Consider the following 25,342-nt stretch of genomic DNA (forward strand, 5'->3'; position numbering starts at 1 on the left):
TCATCTCCTTCGCACTGCCGTAGCGCGCTAGACAATGATTTCACTTTCACAGCAAACTTAAATTCTTCTGAATCTACGTGCGCTCTTCAGGCAATGGCAATCTACCGGAAATAATTCCCGCTCCGAGTGAACAGATGGGGTCCGTGAGTCCCCCCTCCCCTTGGGTGCGGCCATGGCAAGCCCCGCCTCATCCCCCTTCTGCGCTCATGATCCAGCCGCGGAAGGACAGGGCGGCGTAGAAGAGGGATGGCGTCTTGAAGCCGGCTTCCCGGAAACAGTCTTCTTCTTCCGCCGGAGAGAGCAGCGGCAGGCGCTCCGCCATGGCTTTGGCCGATGCTGCGGCCTTGTGAGGATCCGCGGTTGCGCCTGCGGCAAAGGCGGCGGAGCGGGCCAGCCAGGTCTCGGGCTCGCCGCCGGGGCTGGTGTGGTGGGCCGCAACGAAGATGCCGCCCGGCTTGAGGCGGCTGCGAACGTCCCGCAAGGTCTGGAGCCTTTCGGCTCTGCTGAGGAAATGCAGCGTCAGAAGGCACACGGCCCCGTCAAAAGGGCCAAGGGGGGCGTCAATGGCGGTGCCCAGAATGAGCTCTGCCCGCTCCGCGCAGCCGGAAAGTGTCTGCCGGGCGATGTCCAGCATGGCGGGCGATGGATCGACACCCGTAAACCGCCAGTCCGGCTGCACCTGCGCCATGGCCCGGATTTCCAGCCCGCCGCCTGCCCCCACCACCAGAATGTGTGCCGCGCGGCGAGCCTTTTCGGCAATGAGCAGTGCCGTCATCTTGTGAAGATCCGCCAGTCCCGGCACCTTGCGGGGCGTATCGCGCAGGTAGGAGGCGACGGCGGCCGGGTCCATGAAGGAATTGGGCGTGCGGGTCATGGGGCATCCTTTCATGTAACTTTAACTGATACATAACACGGCATTTCCTCACGTATCAACAACTGATACATGTTATGCAGCCGCATGACGGCCGGTGCAGAGGCAGGTGATGAACAAGGACACGAGGCTTTCGGACGTGCTGCATGTGCTCCTGCACATGGGACAGGTCGAGGAACCATTGACCTCGGAGGTTCTGGCCCGGAGCATGGGCACCAACCCGGCCGTCTTCCGCAGGACCATGGCGGGCTTGCGCAAGGCGGGCTATGTCACCTCCGGCAAGGGCCACGGCGGAGGCTGGCAGCTGGCCCGGCCGCTTGGCGAAATCACGCTGCTTGCCGTCTATGAGGCGCTCGGCCGGCCGGCGCTTTTCGCCATCGGCTCCCGCAGCGCCCATCCCGGCTGCATGATCGAACGGAACACCAATGCGGCCCTGGCCGGCACCCTGCACAATGCGCAGAGCCTGCTGCTTGCCCGGTTCGCCGAAGTGACGCTGGATCAGCTCATGCCCCAGCCTCAGGAAGCGTCGTCCGGCGCGTGCGGCAACGGGGCACCTGCTGCCGGGGGCGCGGCTCTTCCCACCCAGAAGGGGGCCTGATCTGGCCCCGCAGATGCGGCCAGTGCACGAGACTTGAAGGAAGTATCAGATGCTGCGGGACATGAGCGATACACTGGCCTTCATCGAGGTTGCCGAGCGGGGCAGCTTTACGGCGGCGGCCGAAAGCCTGCGGACATCCAAGGCACGGGTCAGCAAGAAGGTGCAGGATCTGGAGCAGCGGCTGGGGGTCAAGCTTTTCCACCGCACCACCCGCACCATCCGGCTGACAGAGGCCGGGACGATCTATTTCGAACGGTGCCGGGGCCTCGTCCGCCTCATTTCCGATGCGGAAAGCGCCGTCGAACAGGTGCATGGCACGCCGTCAGGCTGGCTCAGAGTAACAGCGCCGCACTGGCTGGCCACCAGAACCCTCGCCCCGCTTCTGGCCGGGTTTCGCGAAACCTATCCGCAGGTCAAACTGCAGCTGCTGCTCGACCACGGCATCAGAAATATCGTGCACGAGAACATCGACGTGGCCTGCCGCCTCTGGAACGGCCAGATGCCGGATTCCAACCTCGCCGCCCGGCGTCTCGCCGATATCGGCACGGGCCTTTACGCGTCGCGGCACTATCTGGAACGGCGCGGCACGCCCGATCATCCTTCGCAATTGAAGGACCATGACTGCCTCGTGACGCAGCTGTTCTACGGCAGGCCCGAGCATTCCTGGCCGCTGATGGCTGAGAATGATGTTGCCGACTATCCGATCAACCCGGCGGTTGTTGCCTCGGACCCGGAAGCCTTGCTGGAGTTTCTGGTCAGGGGGCAAGGCATTCAGCTGACAAATCCCTATCTGGTGCGCGCCGCAGTGGAGGCCGGCGAGGTCGTCCGCATCCTCCCGCAATGGTCCGGCCCGGACGCCACCTTGTATGCCGTCAGAGCGGGCGGCCGGGTTCAGCCTCTCAAGGTGAGAGCCTTCATCGACTACCTGACGGAGCATCTTGGTGAAGTCCTGCAGTTGCCCTGACCCACCGGAAAACACCGCCCGGGACCGCCGCTTGTCAACGATCGATTGTAACCGGATTCTTGACAGTGAGATCCAGCTTCACCGGCTAATCCCCGGCACTGCCAGCCCCTAGCTTCACCCGGCACACGCTGCATGGCCCTGAAGGGCGCAGGCAGCGTCATTGTTCCGACGGAGCTTTTCATGAACAGCATCACGAGACGGGGCGTCCTGAAGGGCGCTTCGGTTCTGGCCACAGCCGCAGCGCTTCCCAATCTCCCCTCCTCCGCCTTCGCGGCGGCGCCAAAGCAGCATTTCCAGGCACCCGGCTTTTACCGGATGGCGCTTGGCGATCTGGAAATCACGGCCCTTCTGGACGGCACGCTGCCGCTGCCTCTGCCGCAGATGTACCGGGATGTCATGGCGCAGGACGCAGCCGGGCTGCTCCGCAGGGCATACCGGGACATTCCGACCGACACATCGGTCAACGCGTTTCTGGTCAATGATGGCGCGCGGCTCGTCCTCATCGATGCGGGCACCGGGCACTATCTGGGTGCAGAAGCCGGGCATCTGATGTCCAATCTCGAGGCCTCCGGCTACACCGCCGCCCAGGTCGATCATGTCATCCTGACCCATGTCCACACAGACCATACCGGCGGGCTCATCCGCGACGGCAAACCCGTGTTCGAGAATGCAACCCTTCATGTTCCAAAGCGTGAGCTGGACTTCTGGCTGGAAACGCCCGCAGCTGCTCGGCCTGAAGGCCTGAACCCGCAGCTTTTTCAGGAAGCGGAGGAGTGCCTGCGGCCTTATCTGCAGCAAGGCCGGGTGGCGCCCTTTGAAGATGATGCGGAGGTCATCGCGGGCTTCCGCTCGATCCTGCGGCCCGGACATACGCCCGGCCACAGCTCCATCGTGGTGGAAAGTGGCGGCCGGAAGCTGGTGTTCTGGGGCGATATCACCCATGGCGATATCGTTCAGTTCAAACAGCCGGAGGTGACCATCGAGTTCGATGTGGACGGACCTGGCGCCGTTGCCTCCCGCAGGAAAGCCTTCGCCGAAGCCGTCAGAGAAGGATACCTCGTCGCCGGTGCACACATCGCATTTCCCGGGATCGGGAATGTCCTGCAAGAGGGCCAGCACTTCGGCTGGATCCCGGTGAACTACTCGGATGGCGAGGGCGGGATCGTCCGGTAACCGCCATCGGTACCAAGGCGCCCGGAGTGCGGGCGCCTTGGATTTCAGGAGTGGTCCGGATCAGGACAGGTGATGCGGCTTGGTCATGCCGTAGACCGGAGTGTCGAGGCCCACGTGCCGGGCCTTCAGCTGCAGCGAGAGATATTGCGAGTAGTGGCGGGACTGGTGCAGGTTGCCGCCGTGGAACCACAGCGCCTCCTGCTGCACCGGCTTCCACATGTTGCGCTGCTCGCCTTCCCAGGGTCCGGGATCCTTGGTGGTGTTGGAGCCAAGCCCCCAGCACTTGCCGACCTTGTCCGCCACCTCACGCGAGATGAGATCGGCGGCCCAGCCGTTCATCGAGCCATAGCCGGTGGCATAGACCAAGAGATCTGCGGGCAGCTCCGTGCCATCCTTCAGCACCACGGCGGTTTCGCTGAGATGCGACACGTCCACGCCGGACTTCAGCTTGATCGAGCCGTCGATGACGAGATCGCAGGCGCCCACGTCAATGTAATAGCCTGAGCCGCGGCGCAGGTATTTCATGAAAAGGCCGGAGCCATCATCGCCGAAATCAAGCATGAAACCGGCCTTCTCGAGCGCTGCATAGAAATCTGCATCCTGCTCGCGGATCTTGTCATAGATCGGGATCTGGAACTCATGCATGATCCGGTACGGCAGCGAGGCGAAGATGAGATCGGCCTTGCGGGTCGTCATGCCGCCCTGCACCGCACGCTCGGAGTAAAGGTCACCCAAGCCGATTTCCATCAGCGAGTCCGACTTGACGATATGGGTGGAGGAGCGCTGCACCATGGTGACATCGGCACCCGCTTCCCACAGCGCGGCGCAGATGTCATGCGCCGAATTGTTGGAGCCGATAACGACGACCTTCTTGCCGGTATAGGCATCCGGCCCCGGATGCTGCGAGGAATGCTGCTGCTCGCCCTTGAACACATCCTGTCCGGGGAATTTCGGCACATTGGGCTTGCCGGACATGCCGGTGGCCAGCACCAGCTGCTTTGGCCGCAGCACCACTTCCTCTCCAGCGCGGTCGACGACGACGGTCCATTCGCCGGTCTTCTCGTCATAGTGCGCCGACTTGGCCGTGGTGGAGCCCCAGTAATTCAGCTCCATCACCTTGGTATACATCTCCAGCCAGTCGCCCACCTTGTCCTTGGGCGTGAAGACGGGCCAGTTCTCCGGGAACGGGATGTAGGGCAGATGGTCGTACCAGACCGGATCATGCAGGCAGAGCGACTTGTAGCGCTTGCGCCAGCTGTCGCCGGGCCGCTCGTTCTTTTCGATGATGATGGCCGGCACACCCAGCTGGCGCAGGCGCGCACCCAGGGCGATGCCGCCCTGCCCGCCGCCGATGATCACCACATAGGGCTGCACCGAATAGCCGAGTTCGGCCGTCTCCGCCTCGCGCTTTTCCTTCCAGGTCTTGCGGTTGCGGTCATGGCCATGCTCGGCGCCCATGGGGCGGCGGAAGCCTTTCGGCTCTTCATGCCCCTTCAGCTCCGTCATGGTGGTGAGCAGGGTCCAGATCAGCCCGTCCTTGAGGCGGATATGGCCATAGCCGCGCGCCGCGCCGGTTTCGAACTCGAACCAGCCTTCGGTGACACCGCCCGCCTCGGATGCGGCCTCCTTGCTGTCCTGCACGAAGCCGGAGGGTTTGATGGCGGCCAGCTGGCGGGTGAGCATGCTGCGGATCTCGCCGTGGCCTTCCAGCGTCTTCAGGTTCCAGGTGAAGGTCACAAGGTCACGCCAGTAGCATTCGGCCTGAAACAGGTTCACGGCGGCCTCTATGTTGCCGCTCTCCAGCGCCTTGCCGAGCTTGGCAAGGGCGGTATCGATCTTCGTTGCGGGGCTGGTATCAAGCATGTCATCTCCTCCATGAGTGCTTGTGGTTTGCAAGGCGGCATGCCCCCGTTGCGGGGGCGCGCCGGGATCGGACCGGCCGGCGCCGCCCAGGCTCCTCTCCCGGGCAGGCGCAGGCCGGAGATCATTATTTCGACAGGTCGATCAGGATCTTCAGCTGCGTGCCTGCCGGATCGAGCAGCACGTCGAAGCCTTCCTTCACCGCCGTGTCGAGCGTGATGCGCTTGGTGACGATCTTCGTGGCCGGCAGCAGGCCGGAGGCGATCAGGCGGATGACGCGCGGCCAGTAGTGGGTCGGATAGGCCCAGGAGCCCTTGATCTCCAGATCACGGAAGGTGACCTGGAACCAGTCGAGCGGGTTGTCATGCGGATGCAGGCCCGTCTGCACGACGACGCCCTGCTTTCGCACCGCATCGGCGCAGGCCTTCAGCGCGTGTTCATTGCCGACGCATTCGATGGCCACATCACAGCCCACCTGCCCCTCGGTCAGCGAGCGGACCACATCGCCCACCTTGTCACGCTTGGGGTTGATGGTGATGACGCCGGGCAGCACACCCTTGGCCAGCTCCAGCCTTGCATCGTTGAGATCGGAGACGAAGAGCTGCGTGGCACCGGCGGCACGGGCGGCAAGCAGCGTCAGCATGCCGATGGGGCCTGCGCCCGTCACCAGCACGCTGTTGCCCGCCGTCACCCCGCCCCGGTCGCAGGCATAGACGGCAACCGCCGTGGGCTCGACGAGCGCGGCCTCTTCATCCGTCATTTCATCGGGGATTTTCTGGACATTGTACTCGTTGACGAGAGCGGCCTCGGCCATGCCGCCGCCATCCCAGCTGAGGCCGACAAGGGCGAGCTGCGGGCTGAGGTGGAACAGCCCGCGGTCGGCGAAGTAATCGCCCGAACGCGGCATGACGAGCGGCTGGATCGACACCCGGTCACCGGGCGCAACCGAAGTGACACCGTCCCCGACGGCTTCGACAACGCCGCCGAATTCATGGCCGAGAACCTGCGGGCCATGGGCGCCGGTGAAGGGATGCGGCTCGGTGGGAATGAAGATCGGGCCGTAGCTGTATTCGTGCAGATCGGTGCCGCAGATGCCAACGAACCGGTTGCGGACGAGCACCTGTCCCGGTCCCGGCTTTTTCGGCTCGGGAATGTCCTCAAGCCGCAAGTCCTGGGCTGCATGAAATCTGAGCGCGCGCATGTTTCCTCCTGTGGCTGCTTCTTGATGCCAGGGGGAATTGCAACGGCCGTGCCAGCGCACACGGCGGGAAGGCGGACTGAGAATGCAGGATTTTCAGCGCCTGTGGTGGCAGCAAGCGCCGCAGGTGTGGCGCAACAGCTGCGGCGCACGCCACAGTGCGGCGGTTGATCGCGAGGCGCTGAGATGCAGACAGATCAGCGCACGTGATAACCGGAGCAAGCCTCTACTCCGCGCTTCAGCTTCACCGCTCTGCAAGCGAGTGGGTCCCGGATCTCCGCTCCGCTGCGTCCGGGACGACGCCGGGTGTGTGGCGCGGCTCGGGCTGAGGCTGCGCCACAATCGCGCCCATCACAGGCTCCGATCCGTCCTAATGCGGGCGGCCGATGCCCAGGCGCCTCATCCGGCGGTGCAAGGTGGTGCGGTCGATGCCGAGCCGCCGTGCAGCTTCAGAGACATTGCCCTTGCAGGCGGAGAGCATGGCGCGCAGTTCGTCCCCGTCATTGCCTTCTGCGATAGCATGGGGCGAAAGGGTCAGCTGCTCCGGCAGGTCCTCCACCCCGATCACGCCATCCTCGCAAAGGGCAGCGGCAAAGGCGATGGCATTGTCGAGCTCGCGGATGTTGCCCGGCCAGGAATGGGCGAGCACCAGCACTCTGGCCTCCGGCGAAAGCCGCAAGGGGCGCCCCCCGGCGGCATGCTTTTCAAGGAGCCGGGCGAGCAGCCAGGGAAAGTCCTCCCGCTCGGACAGCGGCGGCAGCGGCAGAACGGCGGCATTCAGCCGGTAATAGAGATCCTCGCGGAAACGGCCTGCCGCAACAAGGGCCGCCAGTGGCCGGTGAGAGGCGGAGATGACGCGGAAGCTGATCTTGCGCGGCACGGAGCCGCCCACGGGCAGAACCTCGCCTTCCGCCAGCACCCGGAGCAGCCGGCTCTGCGCCGCAAAGGGCATGTCGCCGATTTCATCCAGGAACAGCGTGCCGCCGCTCGCCTCTTCCACCAGCCCCTTGCGCCCCTTGGCAAGCGCTCCGGTGAAGGCGCCCGGCGCATAGCCGAACAATTCGCTCTCGATCAGCTGTTCGGGAATGGCGGCGCAGTTGACGGCGACGAACCGGCCGGAAACGCCGCTGACCTCATGGATGATCCGCGCCAGATGCTCCTTGCCGGTGCCTGTCTGCCCCTGAAGCAGCACAGGCAGGCGCGCAGGCGCCAGCTTCATGACCTTGCGCCGCAGGCTGTCCATGGCCGGACAGGCGCCGCCCAGCCGGCTCAGCGCGGGCACGGCACGCGGCAGGCGGGCCGTTGGCTGGCCTGCAATGCGCTGCTGCGGCTCGATGGCATGGGCATAGAGGAACGCGCCGCCGCGCAGGGCAATCCTGCGGTCCTGCGGCAGGCTGGCCCGGGTCAGCGAAGCCAGTTCGCCAAACTCCGCGTCAAAGAAATCCGTGACCAGTTGCCCCAGCAGCAGTTCGGGCCTGCGCCAGTCGAGACCACGCGAGGCGGCCAGAAGCTTTGCGCCGCCATGCGTCATGCCGGTGATGCGCCCTGCCCCGTCAACGGCAATCGCCGCTTCCGGGTCCACATCGAGAAACTCCGGCGCTCCGGCAAAGCGCAGCACCAGATCGTGGCGGCTGCTGGCCATCAGGTTGGCCAGCTCGATCCGCCGCACCGTGGAGGACACCAGATGGCGCGCCATATTCTGGCTGGCCTTGAGGATCGGCGAACTCAGCAGCGAAATGTCGAGAACGGCCGCAAGCGCGCCCTGCGTGTCATAGATCGGCGCAGCAGTGCAGGAGAGCGGCGTGTGGGTGATGTCGAAATGGTCGGTCTGGTGGATCGTCAGCGGCTCGCCGGTGGTGATGCAGGCCCCCACCGCACAGGTTCCGGCACGCGGCTCGGACCATTCGGATCCCAGATAAAGCCCTGCCTTGCGCAGGTTGTTGTTGAAGGACGGATCGCCCAGAAACTCGACGGTGACGCCCTGCCGGTCGGAAAGAAGCAGGACATAATTCTGCTCCGCCACCTGCCGGTAGAGCCGCTCCAGACCGGATCTTGCGATATGCACCAGATCCTCGGCCTGCTGCCGGTGCTCGCGCAGCCGCGTCTCGGACACGATCACCGCCTCCCGCGCCTTGGCCGGATCAAGCTGATAGGTCTCGAGGCAGCGCCGCCAGGAGGCAACGACCACGGCATCCCTGCCCGTGTTGCTGCCCTGCCCGACGCGCTCGATTTCCTTGATGTGATCGGAAAAGCCCATCAAATCACCAGCCCCTCCGGACTGCCTCCCGTGATCTTTGGCCCGATCATAGCCGGGATTGTCTGAAGTGCCTAATCATCGCAGCCTCGTCCTCTAGCCCCGTCAGAACAGGACACAACCCAGCTCAGAAGGGCCATGGCTGGCGCCGCCGGTGAGGAAGCCGCGGCCCGGGATCACGAATCTAAGCCCTTTGCAGGGATAAAATGCTTGTATCAGGTTCAAAAACGGAAAGATTCAAAACTGTTTTTCCGGCTGAAACCCTGCGTATTTTTGCTCCAGCTCATGTTTTTCAAAAACAAAAATTGACAAACCGGCGCGCAACTCGTATGTATTTTTCATCGATATCTTTTTTGCTGAGCTTTGGTTATCACGCGATCAACATCGCGCTGAACGAACACTCCCTCTAAAGCATCGTTATCACCGCTTGCAGGCCTCCGGGCTTGCGGCTTTTCTCTATGCTATGAAAGGGTTCATCATGACCACTGGCACAGTAAAATGGTTCAATTCCACCAAGGGTTTCGGTTTCATCGAGCCTGACAATGGCGGCCCGGACGCCTTCGTCCACATCTCGGCCGTCGAACGGTCCGGCATGCGCGAAATCGTGGAAGGTCAGAAGCTTTCCTATGACATGGAGCGCGACAACAAGTCGGGCAAGATGTCTGCCTGCAATCTGCAGGCCGCCTGATAGATCCGGGATCTGCTTTCCCTTGACCACGGATGTACTGGCATTGCCGAAAGCATGAGACCAAACAAGGTCAGGCAGTTTGCCTGGCCTTTTTTGTTGCCCGCAGCAGCGGGCAACGTCCGGAAGGATCCCCATGACCGACAAGCACAGCAAGTCCCGCCAGCAGGCGGAAACGGCTTTTGGCCGGGAACAGTCGCAGTTCTTTGCCCGCACCCGTGCCTTTGAAGAGCTGGATGCGATCACCGCCGCCCGAGACGAAAAGACCCTGAGACTGCGGGAAGCACGGCTTGCCAGGGAACTGAGCGAGAGCCTGGCAGTTGCTGCCAAGTCTCCCGCCAAACGGACCAAACGAACCTGACCGCGAGGCCCGCTGCACCGGCAGCTGGTGACCTTGCATGAAAAAGCCAAGGCGGAACCGCCAGATGGAGTGAAGACTTGAGAGACATGACGAACAACGGCCATTCCGGCCGCCGCAGCACCGCTTCCGACGCGAAGGCAGCCCTTGTGCAGGCTTACCGCGCCGCAAAGGAAGCAGCCGGGCCGGAGCGCGAAGCAAAGCAGGCCGAGCGGATCAGGATCGCGGAAGCCCGTGATGCACGCCGGGCCGAACGCGCACAGGCAAAGCTGGATGAACAGAACCGGGCCGCGAACGAAGCCGCCCTCAAGGCCGCCGAAGCGGAGGCCGCAGCCAGAGCCGAAACCGAAGCGCGCGAACTGGCCGACAGGAACCGCGCCGCCCGCGTTATGGAAGACGAAGCCGCCCGCAAGGCCGAGCGTGACCGGCGCTACGCCAACCGGAAAGCCCGTCAGGCCTGACGCCTCCGGACCTCCCCCTCTCTCATACCAAGGCTTCTGGTGCCGACGCATCACGGGCCTGACCCGTTCTCAATGGGTGAAGCTTATCGGGAATTGATATAAGCCCCGGTGCGCAAGCGGCGCCGGGGCCCGATGCAAGCCGTTCCGCTCACCCGCGCCCGCCGCCCGCGATGGCAGCCTTTGCACGCCTTGCCTTCAGATACGGCCATATGATGCTGAACAGAGCCAGTGCCAGCAGCAGCGCCGAGACAGGTCTTGTGAAGAAGGCCAGCACGGCTGCATGCAGGTCCCGATGGGGCCAGATCAGCCTGCGTCACCTTTGCCGCTCCGCAGGCTGAGCCTTATACCAAGGCTTTCGATGCTGACGCATCACGCCTTGAAATTGCTCAAGCGCCGCACGGGCTTGACCGGCTCTCAGCGCCCGGTCTTCTCGCGCCATTCGGCGTATTTGGCGAGGTTCTCTTCCTTCGTCGCCGGATAGAGGCCGATGATCGCAGCCCCACCCTTCACCTGCTCCAGAACAAAGTCCTCGAAGCTCTCCATGCCGGTGCATTCATCGGCAATTTCGTCGGCAAGATGAGCCGGAATGACCATCACGCCATCGCCATCGCCGAGCATCACGTCACCGGGAAACACCGGAGCATCGCCGCAGGAAATCGGCACGTTGAGGTCAAGGGCCTCGTGCAGCGTCAAATTTGTCGGAGCGCTGGGGCGCTGGTGATAGGCGGGCATGTCCAGCTTGCCGATGCCCTCCGCATCACGGAAGCCGCCATCGGAGACGACGCCTGCGCAGCCGCGCATGGCAAGGCGGGTGATCAAGATCGACCCGGCAGAAGCGGCGCGTGCGTCCTTGCGGCTGTCCATCACGAGCACGAAGCCCGGCGGGCAGGTTTCCATCGCCACCCGCTGCGGATGATCGGCGTTGCGGAAGACGGTCAGCGGATTGCGGTCTTCACGGGCGGGAATATAGCGCAAGGTGAAGGCCTGCCCGACCATCGTCTCTCCCTTCCAGTTGATCGGGGAAACGCCCTGGACGAACTGGTTGCGCAAACCGCGCTTGTACAGGGCCGTGGCGACGGAAGCGGTCGAAACCTTCTTCAGTTTCTCGCGTGTTTCATTGGAAAGGACATAGCTGGTCATGATGACACCTCAGAGCAGATTGTTGTCTGACAGAAAGCGGTTGAGACGTTCGGACTGCGCCTTGGTCAGAGGCCATGCAGAGGGCGGGCGCGTGGGGCCGCAATCCAGCCCCTGGGCGATCAGGGCGGATTTGACGCCGGTGACATTTGTCCCCGCCATTTCCTCGGCGCGAATGTCCTCGAACACCTTCATGCCAGCAATCAGCGCATTGGCCACGGGGTAATTGCCAGCCTCCAGCGCCGCATGGATGGCCATGGACCGCTCCGGCCAGACATTGATGAGGCCAGAGGTGAAGCCACGCGCACCGACGGCATAGAAGGTGGGCGCCCAGACCTCGGCAAGCCCGCCAACCCAGACGATTTCCGGATCACAGGCCGCCTTCGCTTCGGCAAGGCGCTGCGGGTTAGGCGTGGCCCACTTCACCCCTCTCACGCCCGGCAGGGCGCAAAGGCTGGCGATGGCTGCCGTGCCGATGGCATCGTTGCGCAGATAGAGCATCATCGGCAGGCCGCCGGAGGCATCCTCGAGCGCCTTCAGATAATCCACGATGCCGCGCGGCGCGACGAAGGGATCCGGCGGCTGATGCACCATGAGCGCAGCCGCCCCTGCCTCAGCCGAAACCTTTGCCAGCCGCACCGCATCCCGGATGCCGCGCCCTGCTCCGGCGAGCACCGGCGCACGGCCGCCAACCATGGCCACAACCTCCCGCACCATGGTGCAGGCCTCGTCCGTGGTCAGAGCGTAGAACTCACCCGTGTTGCCATTCACCACCGGCATATGGACACCGGCGCCAAGGGCCCGGTCAATGACGGGAAGGAGCCGCCGGGGGGCGATGTCCCCCGCCTGATCGTAGGGCGTGACCAGAATGCCGGAGATGCCGGTGAGTGCCTGAGCGAGCGTAGCCGCCATGTCTGCCTCCTAGTAAATGTCCGGCTCACCGGCCGCGCGTCCGAAGCCGCGCTCAAGAAAATCAAAGTCGCAGCCCTTGTCGGCCTGCGTCACGTGTTTGGAGAACATCCAGCCCCAGCCCCGCTCGAACCTGGGCTCCGGCGCGGTCCATTCGGCCCGGCGGCGTTCAAGTTCGGCTTCATCCACCAGCATGTCGAGGCGGCGCGCAGGCAGATCGAGGCGGACGGTATCGCCATTGCGCAGCAGCGCCAGCGGCCCGCCGATATAGGCTTCCGGCGCAGCATGCAGCACGCAGGCGCCATAGGATGTGCCGGACATGCGGGCATCGGAGATGCGCAGCATGTCGCGGTGGCCCTGCTTGATCAGTGCCTTGGGGATCGGCAGCATGCCCCATTCGGGAAAGCCGGGGCCGCCGAGCGGACCGGCATTGCGCAGCACCAGCACATGGTCCGGCGTCACGTCGAGGGTCTCGTCATCGACGGCTTTCTTCATTTCGGGATAGCTGTCGAAGACCAGCGCCGGGCCTTCATGCACATGGAAGCGCGGATCGCAGGCCGCCGGCTTGATGACCGCGCCGGACGGGCACAGATTGCCGCGCAGAACCGCGAGCGAACCCTCATGATAGACCGGGTTGGAAAGCGGGCGGATCACGTCGTCATTGTAGACTTTCGCGCCTTCCAGGTTCTCCCCCATGGACCTGCCGGTCACGGTCATCGCATCGAGAGCCAGCCGGTCGCGGATCTGCGCCATCAGCGCCCGCAGACCGCCTGCATAGTGGAAGTCCTCCATCAGATAGTCCTTGCCGGACGGGCGCACATTGGCAATCAGCGGCGTGACACGGCCAAGCTCGTCAAGGTCGTCAAGGGTCAGATCGACACCGGCACGCCGGGCCATGGCGATCAGATGCACCACGGCATTGGTCGAGCAGCCGGTCGCCATCGCCACGACGGCGGCATTGCGCACCGAGGCCGTGGTGACGATCTGATCCGGCGTCAGATCCTCCCACACCATCTCCACGATGCGGCGGCCGCATTCAGCCGCCATGCGCTGGTGGCCGGAATCAACCGCCGGAATGGAGGAGGCGCCCGGCAGCGTCAGCCCCATGGCGTCGGCGATGGCGGTCATCGTGCTGGCCGTTCCCATGGTCATGCAGACGCCCGGAGAGCGGGCGATACCGCCCTGCACGCCGGTCCATTCCGCGTCGGAGATATTCCCGGCGCGCCGCTCGTCCCAGTATTTCCAGGCATCCGAGCCGGATCCCAGATGCTGTCCGGCATAGTTGCCGCGCAGCATTGGCCCTGCCGGGAGATAGATCATCGGCACGCCAGCCGTCAGGGCGCCCATCACCAGCCCCGGCGTGGTCTTGTCGCAGCCGCCCATCAGCACCACGCCATCCAGTGGATGCGAACGGATCATCTCCTCCGTCTCCATCGCCAGCATGTTGCGGTAGAGCATCGAGGTGGGCTTGGTGAAGCTTTCATCGACCGAGAGCGACGGCATCTCGACGGGGAAACCGCCTGCCATCAGCACGCCACGGCGCACATCCTTGGCCCTCTCGCGGAAGTGCGAGTGGCAGCTGTTCAGCTCGGACCAGGTGTTCAGAATGCCGATCACCGGACGGCCGATGAACTCTTCCGGCGCGTATCCGAGCTGCATCATGCGGGAACGGTGGCCGAAACTGCGCAGGTCATCAGGCGCGAACCAGCGGGAGGAACGCAAGGTTTCAGGGGTTTTTCTGGGCCGCGGGGTCATTCTGGCGTCCTTTTTTAGTCTATGCTTGTTTGTGTGCTGATGGGGCGCGTGCAAAGGAGACGGTGGCCTCACCTGCTGCAGGAGAGTTTTCAGCCATGCTCATGCCCCCTCACCTGCAGTCCGCCGGGGAGCCGGCCGGATGCCGCGATAGATCTGCCAAAGCACCGACAGCGCCGCAAAGCCGAGGAAGGTTGCCGATATCGGATTGGTCAGGAAGCCGGTGAACTCCCCTTGCGAAAGCTGCAGCCCCCGGCGGAAGTTGGTTTCCGCCATCGGCCCGAGAATGAAGCCGATGATGAAGGGCGCCGTGGGAATGCCTGCCTTGACGAAGGCGTAACCAAGCAGGCCGAAGCCGAGAACCGCCCAGACATCAAAGATGCGGCTGGCGAGCCCAAAGGCACCCACGACACACAGAACCAGGATCACCGGTAACAGGATGTGCTTGGGGATGGCCAGAAGCCTGATGAACACCCGCAGCCCGTAGAATTCCACCACCAGCATCATGATGGCCGACAGCGTCAGCGCTGCAAAGATCGTGTAGACAAGCGGGCCTTGCGTGATGAACAGCATCGGCCCCGGCTGGATGCCGTGGATCATCAACCCGCCCAGCAGGATGGCAGTCACGGCATCGCCGGGAATGCCGAGCGTCAGAAGCGGAATGAGGGCACCGCCGATGCCTGCATTGTTCGCGGTCTCCGGCGCAACGATGCCTTCGATCGAGCCCTTGCCGAACTTCTCCGGCGTCTTCGACCGGCTCTTGGCAGCGATATAGGCGAGAATGTTCGACGTACCCGCGCCAATGCCCGGCAGAATGCCGATGCCGACACCGATCAGCGCAGAGCGGAAAGCATTGGGAATCTGGCCAAGGAATTCCTTCACGCTGAAGCCAAAGCCGCGGATGCCTTTCATCACCGGCATCACGATCTTTTCGGCAGACCTTGCCCGGCCAGCCTCCGCCACCTTGATGACCTCGGCAATGGCGAACATGCCGACAAGGACGGTGAGGATCGAAAACCCGGCGTTGAGTTCCACCTGTCCGAAGGTGAAGCGGCGGATCGCCTCCACCGGGGCGATGCCGACCGTTGACACGGCAAAGCCAAAGAGACCGGAAAAGATGCCGGTTACCATCGACCCGCTGGAGAGGCTGGCAATCAGCGTCAGCGAAAAGACGGCGATGGCGAAATACTCATGCGGCCCGAAGGACAGGGCCACCCTTGCGAGCGACGGCGCAATGAACATCAGCGCGGCGATCGAGAAAATCGTGCCGATGAAGGAGAACACGATGGCGACGCCCAGAGCCTTTGCCCCCTCGCCCTTTTCCATCATCGGACAGCCGTCGAATGTCGTTGCAATCGAGGACGGCGTGCCGGGGATCTTCAGCAGGATGGCTGAAATCAAGCCGCCCGACGTCGCCCCGACAAAAAGCGCCACCAGCAGCGACATGCCCGCCGCAGGGCTCATGCCATAGGTCAGAGGCAGGCACAGGGCGATGGCCATGACAGCGGTCAGTCCCGGCACGGCGCCAAAGATGATGCCAACCACGACGCCGGCAGCAATCAGCAGGACGAGTTGCGGCTGAAAGACATTGGCAATACCGATTGCGATCATATCAAGCATCAGACCGCTCCTTCAGGGCATGAGGCGGGCAAGCGGCCCGGCCGGCAGCATCAGGTTGAAGCCCTGGCGGAAGACCACATAGATCGTCAGCGAGATGCCGATGGCGAGCGCGGCATGCATGAAATGCGGCCTCGGCCGGCCTGCGGGGCTCAGCAGGGAAAACTGCAGGAAAAGATAGAAGGCAGCCGAAATGGCAAAGCCCAGCGGCCGCATCAGAGCGATGAAAACCGCAATGAGAGCCAGAGAAACGCCAACGGTGAGATAATCGGGCCGCGCGCGGCCGGCAGCCTGTCCGCCGCCCTCCTCATCAGACGCCGCAGCGCCAATGGCCGGGTTTTCATCTGCGCAATCTTCCGGTGCCAGCGCCCCTTTCGCACGCAGGCTGAGCACCAGATGAATGGCACCCAGCAAGATCATCCCGATCGAAAGGGCATAAGGGACGAACGCGGCGTCCACCGTCCCGCGGCGCGGCAAACCTGCCGTCATGTAGAAAAATGCAAGACCAGCGCACAGCATGCAGACGCCGGTCAGAACATCCTTGTTCCGGCCCAGAGACATGGCTCCCCTCCCGTTCCGGCAGTCAGGCAGCACCCGGTGTTCCGGAGGCATCCCGGCCTGACTGCACACTTCCATCAGCAGATTGCACGGCACCGGCAGATCAAATCCGCCGGATGCCCTTCTCCCATGTGCAATCAGCGCGCGGCCTGCAGCGCTTCCCTGTACTGCATGTAGTTCTCGCGGATGGCGTTCAGCCGCGTCTTCGCCTCGTCCTGGCTGTAGTAGCTCACCGGCTGGCGGAAGCCCTGCTCCAGATCCTTCGCATACTCGGGGATCTCAACGATCTTTGCCGCGATTTCGTCCATCTTGCTGACGATGGCCGGATCCGTACCCTTCGGGAAGGCGATGATATAGGGGTTGTTCATGACGAACTCTGCGCCCTGCTCCACGAAGGTCGGAATCTCGCCGAGGAGCGGATTGCGCTCCTGGTTCGGCTGGCCGAGCACATTCATCTGGCCGGCGGCGTGATAGTCCTTCACCGCGCCATAGGCGATGCCGGCGACATCAATGCGCCCGCCCAGAAGCGAGGCAATCTTCTCCGCAGCTGAACCGGTGTCGACGATACGCATCTGCGCACCGGTTTCCTTGGAGAACAAAAGGCCCTGCAGGTGCGAGTAGCCGCCAAGCTCCGTTCCGTAGATGACGGCAGCAGGATCCGCCTTGGTCTTTGCCAGCAGTTCGTCCATCGTCGAGATGCCGGACTGCTCGCTGGTCACGAAGACTGCGCCCTGGTCAATGGCCGGAATGCAGCAGATCTCGAAATCATCGATGCCGTAATCGGCGAGGCCGGAGACCTCCGTCACGATCAGATGCCCGGTGTGGCCGAAGAGCATCGTGTAGCCATCGGGATCGGCATCACGAACCGAGGAGGTCGCGATGGTGGCTCCGCCGCCCGGCATGTTGGTGATGACCATCTGGCTGCCCGTCACCTGCTCGAAATACTTGGCAAAGGTGCGGGCGTTGAAATCGGTGTCGCCGCCCGGGCTGGCACCGATGATGACGTTGATGGGACGCGACGGCCAGTCGCCCTGCGCTGCAGCAGGTCCTGTGGCCATGGCAATGGCTGCGACAGACATCGCAAAAATAGCTGATCTCACCACTCTCTCCTCCCTAAATCGCAGGCCGTGGAACGCCCGCTATTGATGCACTAATATATTTGTGTATCAGTGACAACCCTGAAATCCGGCAAGCGGGACAATCGGGCCGGGAAAATGTATCAATCGGTCCAGAGAATCTGAGTGGTGACGGCAGCATGGCGCGGCGGCGGACAATGACGGACGAGGTCTATGACGAACTGCGCAGGCAGATCGTCGATGTCGAGCTGCTGCCCGGCTCCACCCTTCCCGAACGGGCCATCTGCGAACGTTTCGGCATCAGCCGCACGCCCTTGCGCGAAGCGGTGCTGAGGCTGGTGCAGAGCGGCCTCGTCACCGTTGCGCCCCAGCATGCCACTTTTGTTGCGCCGCTGGATGCCGCCGCGATCCGCGAGGCGCATTTCCTGCGCGACAATCTGGAACCGGCCGCCCTTCGCCTGCTCTGCGAGGCCGGTAGCCTTGACCTGTCCAGCATGGAAGAGATCCTGCTTGAACAAAAGCTGCTGTTGTCGCGCGGCGATCTGTCGTCCTTCCTGCCGCTGGATGACCAGTTTCACCGGCAGATCTTCAAGCTGGCCGGGCTGGAGGGCGTGTGGTCGATCATCCACGCGAAGAAGGCGCATCTCGACCGGGTGCGGCATCTTCAGGCACCGCAGCCGGGCAAGATCCCGCGCCTGATCGAAGAGCACGAGGCCATTCTGAACGCCGTGCGGAACCGGGATGCCGCAGCTGCGGGGGCGGCCTTGCGCAGCCATATCTCGGGCGCCATCCTCTATATCGCCGAACTGGAGACACAGCGGCCCGAACTGTTCCGTTTGCCGGATGCCCGCGCCGCATCCGCCGCGCCCGGACAGGAATGACCGCATGCCGCCCCCCCGGCCGCCGCGACAGTGCTTGAGAAAATGAGGTGACCATGCAGCCAACCCGCCTGGCCGCGGCGCAACACCCGGCGCTCGAGCTTGCCGAAGACATGCGCCAGCGCATCGTCAGCCTGGAGCTTGAGCCCGGGCGCAGTCTGTCACGCAAGGAGTTGCAGGACCATTACGGCGTCAGTTCAACGCCCGTGCGGGACATGCTGCTGAAGCTGCAGGAAGACGGGCTGGTGGAGATTTTCCCGCAGTCACGGACGATCGTCAGCCTGATCGATCTCGAACAGGCCCGCCAGGCGCATTTCCTGCGCAGTTCCGTGGAATGCGCACTTGTCCGGCAGCTGGCCGCAAGGCCGGATCCCCTGCTGATCGAAGCGCTTGAAACCATCCTGCAACTGCAGGAAAAAAGCGCCCCGTCCGACCTTGCAACCTTTGCAGCGCTCGACAAACGCTTTCATCAGGAGCTGTTCGTCTCGGCCAGGATGATGCATGTCTACGGCGTCATCCGCCGGGAGAGCATGCACATCGACAGGATCCGTGCCCTGCACCTGCCGGTGGGCGGCAAGGCAGCCCAGATCCTGCGCGATCACCGGCAGATCATCGGCTGCCTCAAGGCTGCGGACCCGGCCCAGGCCGCCGAGGCCATGAGCGGGCATCTCTCGCAATCCATCGCCATTGCCGGCGACCTGCGCAACACCATGCCGGCCTATTTCCGCTGAGGGGAGCAATACCAGCTCACCGGGGTCTGATATCAGCCGGCGTTGAACAGCACCGCCTTGTCGCGGCCGCGGTGTTTGGCAAGGTAAAGCGCCTCGTCGGCCTTGTGCCGCAAGGCGCGGGCGTCTTCCGTCCCGGTCCAGACCGCTATGCCAAGACTGGCGCTGGTGGTGATGGTGTCAGCGCCGGGGTTGAACGAAAGGGATTTCACGGCCTGACGAATCTGTTCGGCCCCGGCAAGGGCGGTCTCTTGCGTCTGGCCGCGCAGGAACAGGCAGAACTCCTCGCCGCCGAGGCGGCCCAGAAGCGCGCGCGGACCGGCGGCGCCTGCGATCGCCTGCGCCACACCGGTCAGCACAACATCTCCGGCCTCGTGGCCGAAACGGTCGTTGATGCTCTTGAAATGGTCGATGTCCAGCATGATGAAGGCGTCACCCGGCTGCAGGTGCTGCGGCAGCGACGCGAGGAAATGCTGCCGGTTCGGCACGCCGGTGAGCGCGTCGGTGTTGGCCAGACGCTTCAGCTTGGCCTCCGCCCGCTCCTGCACCAGCACCACCACGAAAAGCGCAATGGCGAACTGGCAGATGATCAGCATGAAGAAGGACTGGCGCGGATCGGGCAGGCCGAATTCCGGGGCTCCCAGCGCCAGCGCCGCCAGACCGGCGAACACGATGGACGTCAGCAGCGCCCCCAGCAGGCCGAAGCGGGCCGGCAGACGATCCCGCAGATAATCCCGGAAGATGACCAGCGCAGCGGCGGCCAGATAAACGGCAGTGGTCAGATTGAACAGCACAGCCCGCACGGTATTGTCCGCGTACCACTCCATCCGCCAGACCAGAAGGACGAGCGCCAGCGCGGCGGCACCTGCTGCCCAGTCCCCCACCCACCGGCGGCGGCTGCTCAGTTGCACCAGCCCCGCAGCAATCAGCGCATATCCGCCTGCCCCGGCTGTAAAGCTGCCCATCGTCCACGTGACGAAGGCCACCAGCCCCTGCTCCCCCCACCCGGCGAGTGTCGAGCCAAAGGCAAGCACCGCAAAGCCCGCTGCCAGAAAGTCCAGTCCCGGTTCCTGCGACCGGCAGCGCATATAGGCAAAACAGACCGCCCCAACCATCAACGAGGACTTGTAGAGCAGGAGAACCGTCGCAAGATCCATCTTCAATCCGGGAACCAGCCAAACATAGTTCAGCGGATACTGCAGAAGAGCTACTTTTGAGTGAACCGGCGGCGTGGCCAGGCATGCTGACGTAAATGCAGTTTCCGTTGAATGCAGCCTGCCGTACGCAGATCAAGCCCGTAACACATATAAATATTACAAGTCCTGATCGCTCTGCATTTCAGATGAACGGACACCAAAAAGGCAGGAAAGCCTTCACACTTGCGCATTATCCAAGGCGGACAAACGGTGGGCGGACACAAGCACACCATGCTATCATGGCGGCATGACAATGAACGGCGCAGCATTTTTCCTGATGGTGAACTTCGCTGTCGCCCTGTCGTTCAGCGCCGTCTTCTTTGTCACCGCCCGGCGCAGCCAGTTTCCTCTTGCGGCAAGATGGATTGGCGCGGGATTTTGTGTGGCTTCACTCTCGGCCCTGTGCGAACTGCTCGTCGCCTATGCGGGGCCGCCCCGGCTGTGGGCGCTGGGAGCCTTTGCGTCGGTCCTGTTCGGGCTGACCATGATGACGGCCGGGATCGGTGAAATGTACCGCCGCCGGATCGATGGCAGGGGCATTGCCATCTTCCTCTCCGCAAGCCTCTTTCTCGGTTACATCATTTATGATCTGCCACGAGGCACGCCGCTTCACGCTTTCCTTTATCAGGCGCCCTTTGCCATCACGGTGCTTGCTGGCGCCCTTGTCGTGTTGTTCGCTCCGCACCGCACGGGGCTTGACCGGTTTCTCGGCCTCCTGCTGCTGGTCACCGGCCTGCATTTCCTGGCCAAGGCCGGGCTGGCTGTCGTCTTCGGAGCCGGCAGCACGGCCAAGGACTATGTTCACACGAACTATGCGCTCATCTCGCAGAGCCTGACGGCTGTCCTGATGGTCGCGACAGGTTTGACCCTGCTGGCGAAACTCGTTCTCGAGATCATGGCCCTGCAGCAGACGCAATCAGAGCTCGACAGTCTGTCGGGCCTTGCCAACCGGCGCGGATTTGACCGGCGGGTCGATGCGTTGCTGCGCGAGGATCCGCATGGCCCCCACGCCATCATCCTGTGCGATCTGGATCATTTCAAACAGATCAACGACACGTTCGGCCACCATACCGGCGATGCCGTGATCAGGGGTTTTGGCGAGCGGCTGCGCGCCTGTGCGGGGATCAAAGCTGTGGCCGGCCGCATGGGCGGGGAGGAATTCGCCCTGTTCCTGCCGGGAACGGAGATCGATGCCGCCGTCCAGATTGCGCAGCGCTTGCGGCTGGAGGTCATGTCTCTGCCGGACCTGCCGCATGGCCTCAAAGTGACTGCCAGCTTCGGCGTTGCGCCGGTGCCCTTCCAGACCAGTCTTGCGGAGGCCTGCCGCCTCGCCGATCAGGCGCTTTACAGAGCCAAGAATGCCGGACGGAACAGGGTCAAGCTGGCGGCAGCCAGTTAGCCCAACCGCCAGCCCCCATATCATGGCCGAAGCTTCTCAGTCTCCGACTCGCACCCAAGCGTTGCGGCTGATCATACGGCAGTGAGCTGTATTGCCCATGACAGCCGCAGCTTCCTTCGGCAAAACGATCTGCAGGGTCGAAACATGATCGATCTGCGCCCTGCTTTTGACCGTCAAGTTCCAGTTCAGCTTGCTGCCTGCCCCCTGCCCCGCCGGAATCTGATCAAACAACTGCGGGAAGACTTCCGTTTGCCAGCTGTCAGTTCCTGCGTTACGCCAGACGACAGGGCTGCTCCCCCCTGCAGACAGGCTACGGGTTATCTCAAGTTGATCAGGATGGAACGGCACCTTGAATTCCAGCCTCCGTGGCGCGGTCAACTCTGGTGGCAGAGCGCCGGGAGACTGGGGAAACGCGTGCTGCATCATTGGCGGGCAGCCCTCAAGGCGCGTTTCGCCAAGCCTAGCTTGCCAGAGACCGGAGAGCGGTTGCGGGCCATGACCGGCTTCCCCTGGGAAAAGCTCGATGGGATTGAAAGGCTTACCGCCGGGCAGGAGCACCAGCTCCACATCCTGGGGGGCGCAATTGTCCGGTCCGCCATAGCGGAAAGTCGTGTCTGCGCCGAGCAGTACCATCGCGTCCGTCAGCGGCAAGCCCCCCTGTCGGGAAAGCCAGTAGCCGGTCCGGTTCGGCACGTCGACAATCAGCGTTGCAAGCCCGTCCGGCGCGGTGCCAAACAGAGCCTCCAACTCACCGGTCAGATTGCGCTCGGGCGACAGATAAGACGGCGTTCTATCCGCGCCGATCACGACCACCGGAGGGTGGCACGCCTCTGCTGCCACTGGCACCACCGCAAGACCGAGACCGGCAAGGAGCAGACAGTGAAGATTGCGTGAAATGGACATGGTCAGCGGCTCCGCAGGATTGAGAGAACCGTATCGAGGGTCGCCGCATCAACTTGAACGGCGGACGGCAACGCCCTGGACGGCGTCGATCCACCGGAGAAATTGGCCGCGATCAGGTCCATCTCCTGTGTCGAGATATACGGTGTGAATTCGCACAGTGCGCCGAGCGGTGTTTGCCGGCATGCTTCACCGCCGTCTTTGTTCAGCCCGGCCAGCTTGAAGTTGCCGCCGCCGTCCTGGTCGAAGAACCACGCGGAAAGCCTGCCATCAGCCAGTGGCCTTGCCACCTCAACCGACCAGCCCGCCGGCAGCTTTCCGGCGAATGCTGGATTGCGCTGCTCGAAGGTGCAATCCTCATTGCCGCAGCGGCGCAGAACCTCTCCGGTGGTCAAGGTGACTTGCAGCTTTTGCAGGTCACGGGCCAGCGCTTCGTCAATCCGGTCCGGGTCAGTGCACAATTGCCCGGCACGGGTCAGGAAACACCCCCGGTCACCCTGCGGCCAATCGGCCGGGTTGAGCCAGAGCGAATGGGCAGACCCTGCCTGTTCGGCAAACTCGGCACGCGGCAACGGCGATGCGGGTGTCACATCCGCCACCCAGTTTTCCGGCAAATCGAAAGTCAGACCGGTGGCGGCATCGCGCATGCTGCAGCCGTCAGCCGTCCTGTCACCGGGCAGGCAGCGGTGGGGATAATCCGCAAAGGCCTTGCCGCCTGCCTCCTTGCCGCCTTCGCAAGCATCAGGGCCATGGCCTTGAGCATCTGCGCAGCCCGGCGCGGCAGGTGCTGACGCCTGAGACTGTTCCCATTTCAGCGTGGCGCGGACCAGCTGAAAGGCCGCCAGCACCTGAGGATCGGCGCTCTCGAACATGCAGAAGGGGCCAAGGGCGCCCGCATCCTCGCAGGGCCCGTTCATGGCCACCCACTGGCGCGGCCCAAGCACCAAAGCGTCACCGGAACCGTGCCGGAAGAAAGTGACCCGCGGCGGAAAATTCTCACCTGCGGCCTGTGCGCCGGTTGTGTATCCCTCTGACGTGGGCTGATCCGTCCACCAGCCCGCCGGCAGCAGGAAGGAAAGACCGGTCGCACCATCCGTCACGGGGCAAGGCGCAGGCCCATCACAGGAATAGGCCACATCCTCTTTTGCACCTGTTGCAGAACCGGCATCCGCCACCTTTTGCCTGCCTTGCGTCTCGCCTTCCGTTTTGTCCAGCTTGCGGACCTCAACCGGGATACGGGCGAATTCGGCATATTCACCGGCGGCGTTATACCCCATGTAAACAAGATCGTAAGTTCCCGGCTCTGAGGGGGCCAGCAGGGATTCACCGGCGGCCAGTTCACTCAGGCTGCGCCCCCAGTCGTGCCGGCCATCTCCCTGCCAGATTTCAATCCGGTCGAGGCGCAGCTGGCGGCCCTGTGTTTCAACCGCGATGGGCGCACCGGGAGCCGCAGCAGACGGCGCTGTAAGGATCACGGCCGGATCAGCCGCAGCATCGATCACCATCTCGTCGAGGACTTCGCCGCCCCAGGTTTCGAGCCTGAGCAGATACTGACCAGGCGCATCGAGGTTGATACCGGCGTCCTTGCCCCCTTGCGAGCCTTCGACCGTGCTGTAGGTGATGACCCCATCGGAACTGGTGCTGCCCACCGGATAAAGCCTCAGAGCAAGAGCTGCACCGCCTGTTTCTGTTCCTTCAACGCTCACGCCGAGGTCAATCTGCACGCTCCCCACGGCATAAGGGCCCCGGTTGATCATGCCCGCCTTGCCAGGCTGATATGCCGGTTCTTCAAGCGGCCGGACAAAGAGGATAGCATCCGGTTTGAACCCGGAGACCCAGCCGTCTTCCGGCGGATAAACGGCCCAGTCCATCTCGGTCGAATAGCCGTAAAGGCGGCAGCGCGGCTCTTCGACGAAATAGCTGCCAGGCGGTTCAAACATCCAGGCTGCGGCTGCAGCATCCGCCTCCGCCAGGGCGCGGCAGTCCTCTGCCGTGCCGGTGCGGGGAAAATCCGGCTGGCCGGGTGCGGCAGATTCTGCGCCAATCGCCCCGCCCGTTGCTTGAAGCTGGATGGCAGGCATCAAGGGCTTGCCCGGGAAATGGGTGTTCGCCTTCGGCGGCTCCATGCTGATGGCCTCGGTCAGGGCGCTGACCAATTCGCCCGCATTGGCCGCCTCGATGTAGCGCCCGCCGGTGTTTTCAGCCAGGCACGCCACCTGAGCGCCCTCCTCCTTCGTCAGGCCGAACCCCACCACATGCGCGGTGAAATTGACGCCGGCCGCCTCCAGCTCGGATGCCAGTGCGCAAGGGTCGGCCTCGCAGGTTTCCAGCCCGTCGGTGACAAGGACAACCGTGGCGCTTTCCTCGCCATAGCGCAGCGCCTCCGCCGCCTGGCGCACGGCAGCCGAAAGCGGCGTCTTGCCGAGAAACCGCATGGCATTGACCGCATCGACAATCGCAGGGCCCGTGCCCTGTCCGGGCGGCACCAGAAGCTCGATGTCGCTGCAATTGCCCTTGGTCCGGTGGCCATAGGCCAGCAGCCCCAGTTCCTGCTGCACAGGGATGCCTTGCACCACCCTGGCCACCGCCTCGCGGGCGATCTCCAGCTTGGCGCGCCCGTCGATCTGGCCCCACATGGAGCCGGAGCCGTCCATGACGATGATGGTGCGCGGCGCCTCCTGCGCCGTGGCAGCCAGTGGCTGGCAGACGGCGGATGCCGCCAGCAGGACTGCGGTTCTGAGTTGGATGCTCTTCATCACCGGTAATCTCC

22 protein-coding genes are annotated in these 25,342 nt (G+C 63.6%); 9 read left to right on the plus strand and 13 right to left on the minus strand.

The genetic code is table 11. The annotated features are described in order from the left end of the window. Positions 1–187 precede the first annotated feature (187 nt). Positions 188–874: a class I SAM-dependent methyltransferase gene (locus tag AC0CMF_RS04800; RefSeq protein WP_374628366.1), complete on the minus strand. Its 687-nt coding sequence runs from the start codon at positions 872–874 to the stop codon at positions 188–190. Positions 875–983: 109 nt separating this feature from the next. Here AC0CMF_RS04800 and AC0CMF_RS04805 point away from each other — a divergent pair, with 109 nt between their 5' ends. The 3 genes from AC0CMF_RS04805 (at position 984) to AC0CMF_RS04815 (ending at position 3,606) form a co-directional block, all read left to right on the plus strand. Next, a complete protein-coding gene (locus AC0CMF_RS04805; RefSeq protein ID WP_374628367.1) occupies positions 984–1,469 on the plus strand; it encodes an Rrf2 family transcriptional regulator in 486 nt (161 codons plus the stop codon). A gap of 49 nt (positions 1,470–1,518) precedes the next feature. Then, positions 1,519–2,433 carry a LysR family transcriptional regulator gene (locus tag AC0CMF_RS04810; protein ID WP_058899999.1) on the plus strand — a complete coding sequence of 305 codons (915 nt, stop codon included), beginning with the start codon at positions 1,519–1,521 and terminating at the stop codon, positions 2,431–2,433. Positions 2,434–2,613: 180 nt separating this feature from the next. Continuing rightward, complete coding sequence (locus AC0CMF_RS04815; protein ID WP_374628368.1) at positions 2,614–3,606, plus strand: MBL fold metallo-hydrolase; 993 nt, start codon at positions 2,614–2,616, stop codon at positions 3,604–3,606. 60 nt (positions 3,607–3,666) lie between these two features. On the opposite strand, the gene AC0CMF_RS04820 is transcribed toward AC0CMF_RS04815, so the two are convergent. From AC0CMF_RS04820 to AC0CMF_RS04830, 3 genes are all read right to left on the minus strand, one after another. Next, complete coding sequence (locus tag AC0CMF_RS04820) at positions 3,667–5,469, minus strand: NAD(P)/FAD-dependent oxidoreductase (protein WP_374628369.1); 1,803 nt, start codon at positions 5,467–5,469, stop codon at positions 3,667–3,669. A gap of 124 nt (positions 5,470–5,593) precedes the next feature. Beyond that, complete coding sequence (locus AC0CMF_RS04825; protein ID WP_374628370.1) at positions 5,594–6,667, minus strand: 2,3-butanediol dehydrogenase; 1,074 nt, start codon at positions 6,665–6,667, stop codon at positions 5,594–5,596. A 367-nt stretch (positions 6,668–7,034) separates the two neighbouring features. After that, positions 7,035–8,921: a sigma-54-dependent Fis family transcriptional regulator gene (locus tag AC0CMF_RS04830; RefSeq protein ID WP_374628371.1), complete on the minus strand. Its 1,887-nt coding sequence runs from the start codon at positions 8,919–8,921 to the stop codon at positions 7,035–7,037. Between the two features lie 475 nt (positions 8,922–9,396). Between AC0CMF_RS04830 and AC0CMF_RS04835 the strand changes: the two genes are divergently transcribed. The 3 genes from AC0CMF_RS04835 to AC0CMF_RS04845 all read left to right on the plus strand — a co-directional run bounded on the left by AC0CMF_RS04835 (position 9,397) and on the right by AC0CMF_RS04845 (position 10,422). Then, entirely contained in the window at positions 9,397–9,606 is a 210-nt protein-coding gene (locus AC0CMF_RS04835; RefSeq protein WP_026355832.1) for a cold-shock protein, read from the plus strand. A 133-nt stretch (positions 9,607–9,739) separates the two neighbouring features. Further along, positions 9,740–9,964 carry a hypothetical protein gene (locus tag AC0CMF_RS04840; protein ID WP_050471696.1) on the plus strand — a complete coding sequence of 75 codons (225 nt, stop codon included), beginning with the start codon at positions 9,740–9,742 and terminating at the stop codon, positions 9,962–9,964. A gap of 77 nt (positions 9,965–10,041) precedes the next feature. Further along, entirely contained in the window at positions 10,042–10,422 is a 381-nt protein-coding gene (locus AC0CMF_RS04845; protein ID WP_050471697.1) for a DUF6481 family protein, read from the plus strand. Positions 10,423–10,836: 414 nt separating this feature from the next. On the opposite strand, the gene AC0CMF_RS04850 is transcribed toward AC0CMF_RS04845, so the two are convergent. From AC0CMF_RS04850 to AC0CMF_RS04875, 6 genes are all read right to left on the minus strand, one after another. Continuing rightward, entirely contained in the window at positions 10,837–11,562 is a 726-nt protein-coding gene (locus tag AC0CMF_RS04850; RefSeq protein ID WP_374628372.1) for a ribonuclease activity regulator RraA, read from the minus strand. Between the two features lie 9 nt (positions 11,563–11,571). After that, positions 11,572–12,471, minus strand: coding sequence for a dihydrodipicolinate synthase family protein (locus tag AC0CMF_RS04855; protein WP_374628373.1), 900 nt, complete (start codon positions 12,469–12,471; stop codon positions 11,572–11,574). Positions 12,472–12,480: 9 nt separating this feature from the next. Then, the gene (gene araD, locus AC0CMF_RS04860; RefSeq protein WP_374628374.1) at positions 12,481–14,223 is read right to left on the minus strand and encodes an L-arabinonate dehydratase; all 1,743 of its coding nucleotides are present in this window, start codon (positions 14,221–14,223) and stop codon (positions 12,481–12,483) included. Positions 14,224–14,322: 99 nt separating this feature from the next. Continuing rightward, complete coding sequence (locus AC0CMF_RS04865) at positions 14,323–15,840, minus strand: tripartite tricarboxylate transporter permease (RefSeq protein WP_050471701.1); 1,518 nt, start codon at positions 15,838–15,840, stop codon at positions 14,323–14,325. 12 nt (positions 15,841–15,852) lie between these two features. After that, positions 15,853–16,398 carry a tripartite tricarboxylate transporter TctB family protein gene (locus AC0CMF_RS04870; RefSeq protein WP_050471702.1) on the minus strand — a complete coding sequence of 182 codons (546 nt, stop codon included), beginning with the start codon at positions 16,396–16,398 and terminating at the stop codon, positions 15,853–15,855. A 134-nt stretch (positions 16,399–16,532) separates the two neighbouring features. Continuing rightward, positions 16,533–17,495, minus strand: coding sequence for a Bug family tripartite tricarboxylate transporter substrate binding protein (locus AC0CMF_RS04875; protein ID WP_122519958.1), 963 nt, complete (start codon positions 17,493–17,495; stop codon positions 16,533–16,535). Positions 17,496–17,650: 155 nt separating this feature from the next. On the opposite strand from AC0CMF_RS04875, the gene AC0CMF_RS04880 reads away from it, so the two are divergent. Together AC0CMF_RS04880 and AC0CMF_RS04885 are read left to right on the plus strand one after the other, a co-directional pair. After that, positions 17,651–18,352, plus strand: a complete 702-nt coding sequence (locus AC0CMF_RS04880; protein ID WP_472481092.1) for a GntR family transcriptional regulator — start codon at positions 17,651–17,653, stop codon at positions 18,350–18,352. A gap of 53 nt (positions 18,353–18,405) precedes the next feature. Continuing rightward, positions 18,406–19,080: a GntR family transcriptional regulator gene (locus tag AC0CMF_RS04885; protein ID WP_082676173.1), complete on the plus strand. Its 675-nt coding sequence runs from the start codon at positions 18,406–18,408 to the stop codon at positions 19,078–19,080. Positions 19,081–19,112: 32 nt separating this feature from the next. On the opposite strand, the gene AC0CMF_RS04890 is transcribed toward AC0CMF_RS04885, so the two are convergent. Further along, positions 19,113–20,234, minus strand: coding sequence for a GGDEF domain-containing protein (locus AC0CMF_RS04890; protein WP_374628379.1), 1,122 nt, complete (start codon positions 20,232–20,234; stop codon positions 19,113–19,115). Between the two features lie 292 nt (positions 20,235–20,526). Between AC0CMF_RS04890 and AC0CMF_RS04895 the strand changes: the two genes are divergently transcribed. After that, positions 20,527–21,672 carry a GGDEF domain-containing protein gene (locus AC0CMF_RS04895; RefSeq protein ID WP_058900012.1) on the plus strand — a complete coding sequence of 382 codons (1,146 nt, stop codon included), beginning with the start codon at positions 20,527–20,529 and terminating at the stop codon, positions 21,670–21,672. Positions 21,673–21,708: 36 nt separating this feature from the next. Here AC0CMF_RS04895 and AC0CMF_RS04900 read toward each other — a convergent pair whose 3' ends face one another. Further along, positions 21,709–22,575, minus strand: coding sequence for a hypothetical protein (locus AC0CMF_RS04900; RefSeq protein ID WP_058900013.1), 867 nt, complete (start codon positions 22,573–22,575; stop codon positions 21,709–21,711). Positions 22,576–22,577: 2 nt separating this feature from the next. Further along, positions 22,578–25,328 (minus strand): vWA domain-containing protein, encoded by a 2,751-nt coding sequence (locus AC0CMF_RS04905; RefSeq protein ID WP_058900014.1) that lies wholly within the window; start codon positions 25,326–25,328, stop codon positions 22,578–22,580. Positions 25,329–25,342: the final 14 nt, after the last annotated feature.

The sequence above is a fragment of the Pannonibacter sp. CBAS1226 genome (assembly GCF_055685825.1).

Excerpts from the sequence above, each read along its gene's own strand:
- AC0CMF_RS04890 (WP_374628379.1), bottom strand. The coding sequence starts at position 20,234 with ATGGATCTTGCGACGGTTCTCCTGCTCTACAAGTCCTCGTTGATGGTT.
- AC0CMF_RS04820 (WP_374628369.1), bottom strand. The coding sequence starts at position 5,469 with ATGCTTGATACCAGCCCCGCAACGAAGATCGATACCGCCCTTGCCAAG.
- AC0CMF_RS04865 (WP_050471701.1), bottom strand. The coding sequence starts at position 15,840 with ATGCTTGATATGATCGCAATCGGTATTGCCAATGTCTTTCAGCCGCAA.
- AC0CMF_RS04800 (WP_374628366.1), bottom strand. The coding sequence starts at position 874 with ATGACCCGCACGCCCAATTCCTTCATGGACCCGGCCGCCGTCGCCTCC.
- AC0CMF_RS04905 (WP_058900014.1), bottom strand. The coding sequence starts at position 25,328 with ATGAAGAGCATCCAACTCAGAACCGCAGTCCTGCTGGCGGCATCCGCC.
- AC0CMF_RS04855 (WP_374628373.1), bottom strand. The coding sequence starts at position 12,471 with ATGGCGGCTACGCTCGCTCAGGCACTCACCGGCATCTCCGGCATTCTG.
- AC0CMF_RS04805 (WP_374628367.1), top strand. The coding sequence starts at position 984 with ATGAACAAGGACACGAGGCTTTCGGACGTGCTGCATGTGCTCCTGCAC.
- AC0CMF_RS04810 (WP_058899999.1), top strand. The coding sequence starts at position 1,519 with ATGCTGCGGGACATGAGCGATACACTGGCCTTCATCGAGGTTGCCGAG.
- AC0CMF_RS04835 (WP_026355832.1), top strand. The coding sequence starts at position 9,397 with ATGACCACTGGCACAGTAAAATGGTTCAATTCCACCAAGGGTTTCGGT.
- AC0CMF_RS04840 (WP_050471696.1), top strand. The coding sequence starts at position 9,740 with ATGACCGACAAGCACAGCAAGTCCCGCCAGCAGGCGGAAACGGCTTTT.
- AC0CMF_RS04815 (WP_374628368.1), top strand. The coding sequence starts at position 2,614 with ATGAACAGCATCACGAGACGGGGCGTCCTGAAGGGCGCTTCGGTTCTG.
- AC0CMF_RS04825 (WP_374628370.1), bottom strand. The coding sequence starts at position 6,667 with ATGCGCGCGCTCAGATTTCATGCAGCCCAGGACTTGCGGCTTGAGGAC.
- AC0CMF_RS04830 (WP_374628371.1), bottom strand. The coding sequence starts at position 8,921 with ATGGGCTTTTCCGATCACATCAAGGAAATCGAGCGCGTCGGGCAGGGC.
- AC0CMF_RS04900 (WP_058900013.1), bottom strand. The coding sequence starts at position 22,575 with ATGTCCATTTCACGCAATCTTCACTGTCTGCTCCTTGCCGGTCTCGGT.
- AC0CMF_RS04895 (WP_058900012.1), top strand. The coding sequence starts at position 20,527 with ATGAACGGCGCAGCATTTTTCCTGATGGTGAACTTCGCTGTCGCCCTG.
- AC0CMF_RS04850 (WP_374628372.1), bottom strand. The coding sequence starts at position 11,562 with ATGACCAGCTATGTCCTTTCCAATGAAACACGCGAGAAACTGAAGAAG.
- AC0CMF_RS04880 (WP_472481092.1), top strand. The coding sequence starts at position 17,651 with ATGGCGCGGCGGCGGACAATGACGGACGAGGTCTATGACGAACTGCGC.
- AC0CMF_RS04870 (WP_050471702.1), bottom strand. The coding sequence starts at position 16,398 with ATGTCTCTGGGCCGGAACAAGGATGTTCTGACCGGCGTCTGCATGCTG.
- AC0CMF_RS04885 (WP_082676173.1), top strand. The coding sequence starts at position 18,406 with ATGCAGCCAACCCGCCTGGCCGCGGCGCAACACCCGGCGCTCGAGCTT.
- araD (WP_374628374.1), bottom strand. The coding sequence starts at position 14,223 with ATGACCCCGCGGCCCAGAAAAACCCCTGAAACCTTGCGTTCCTCCCGC.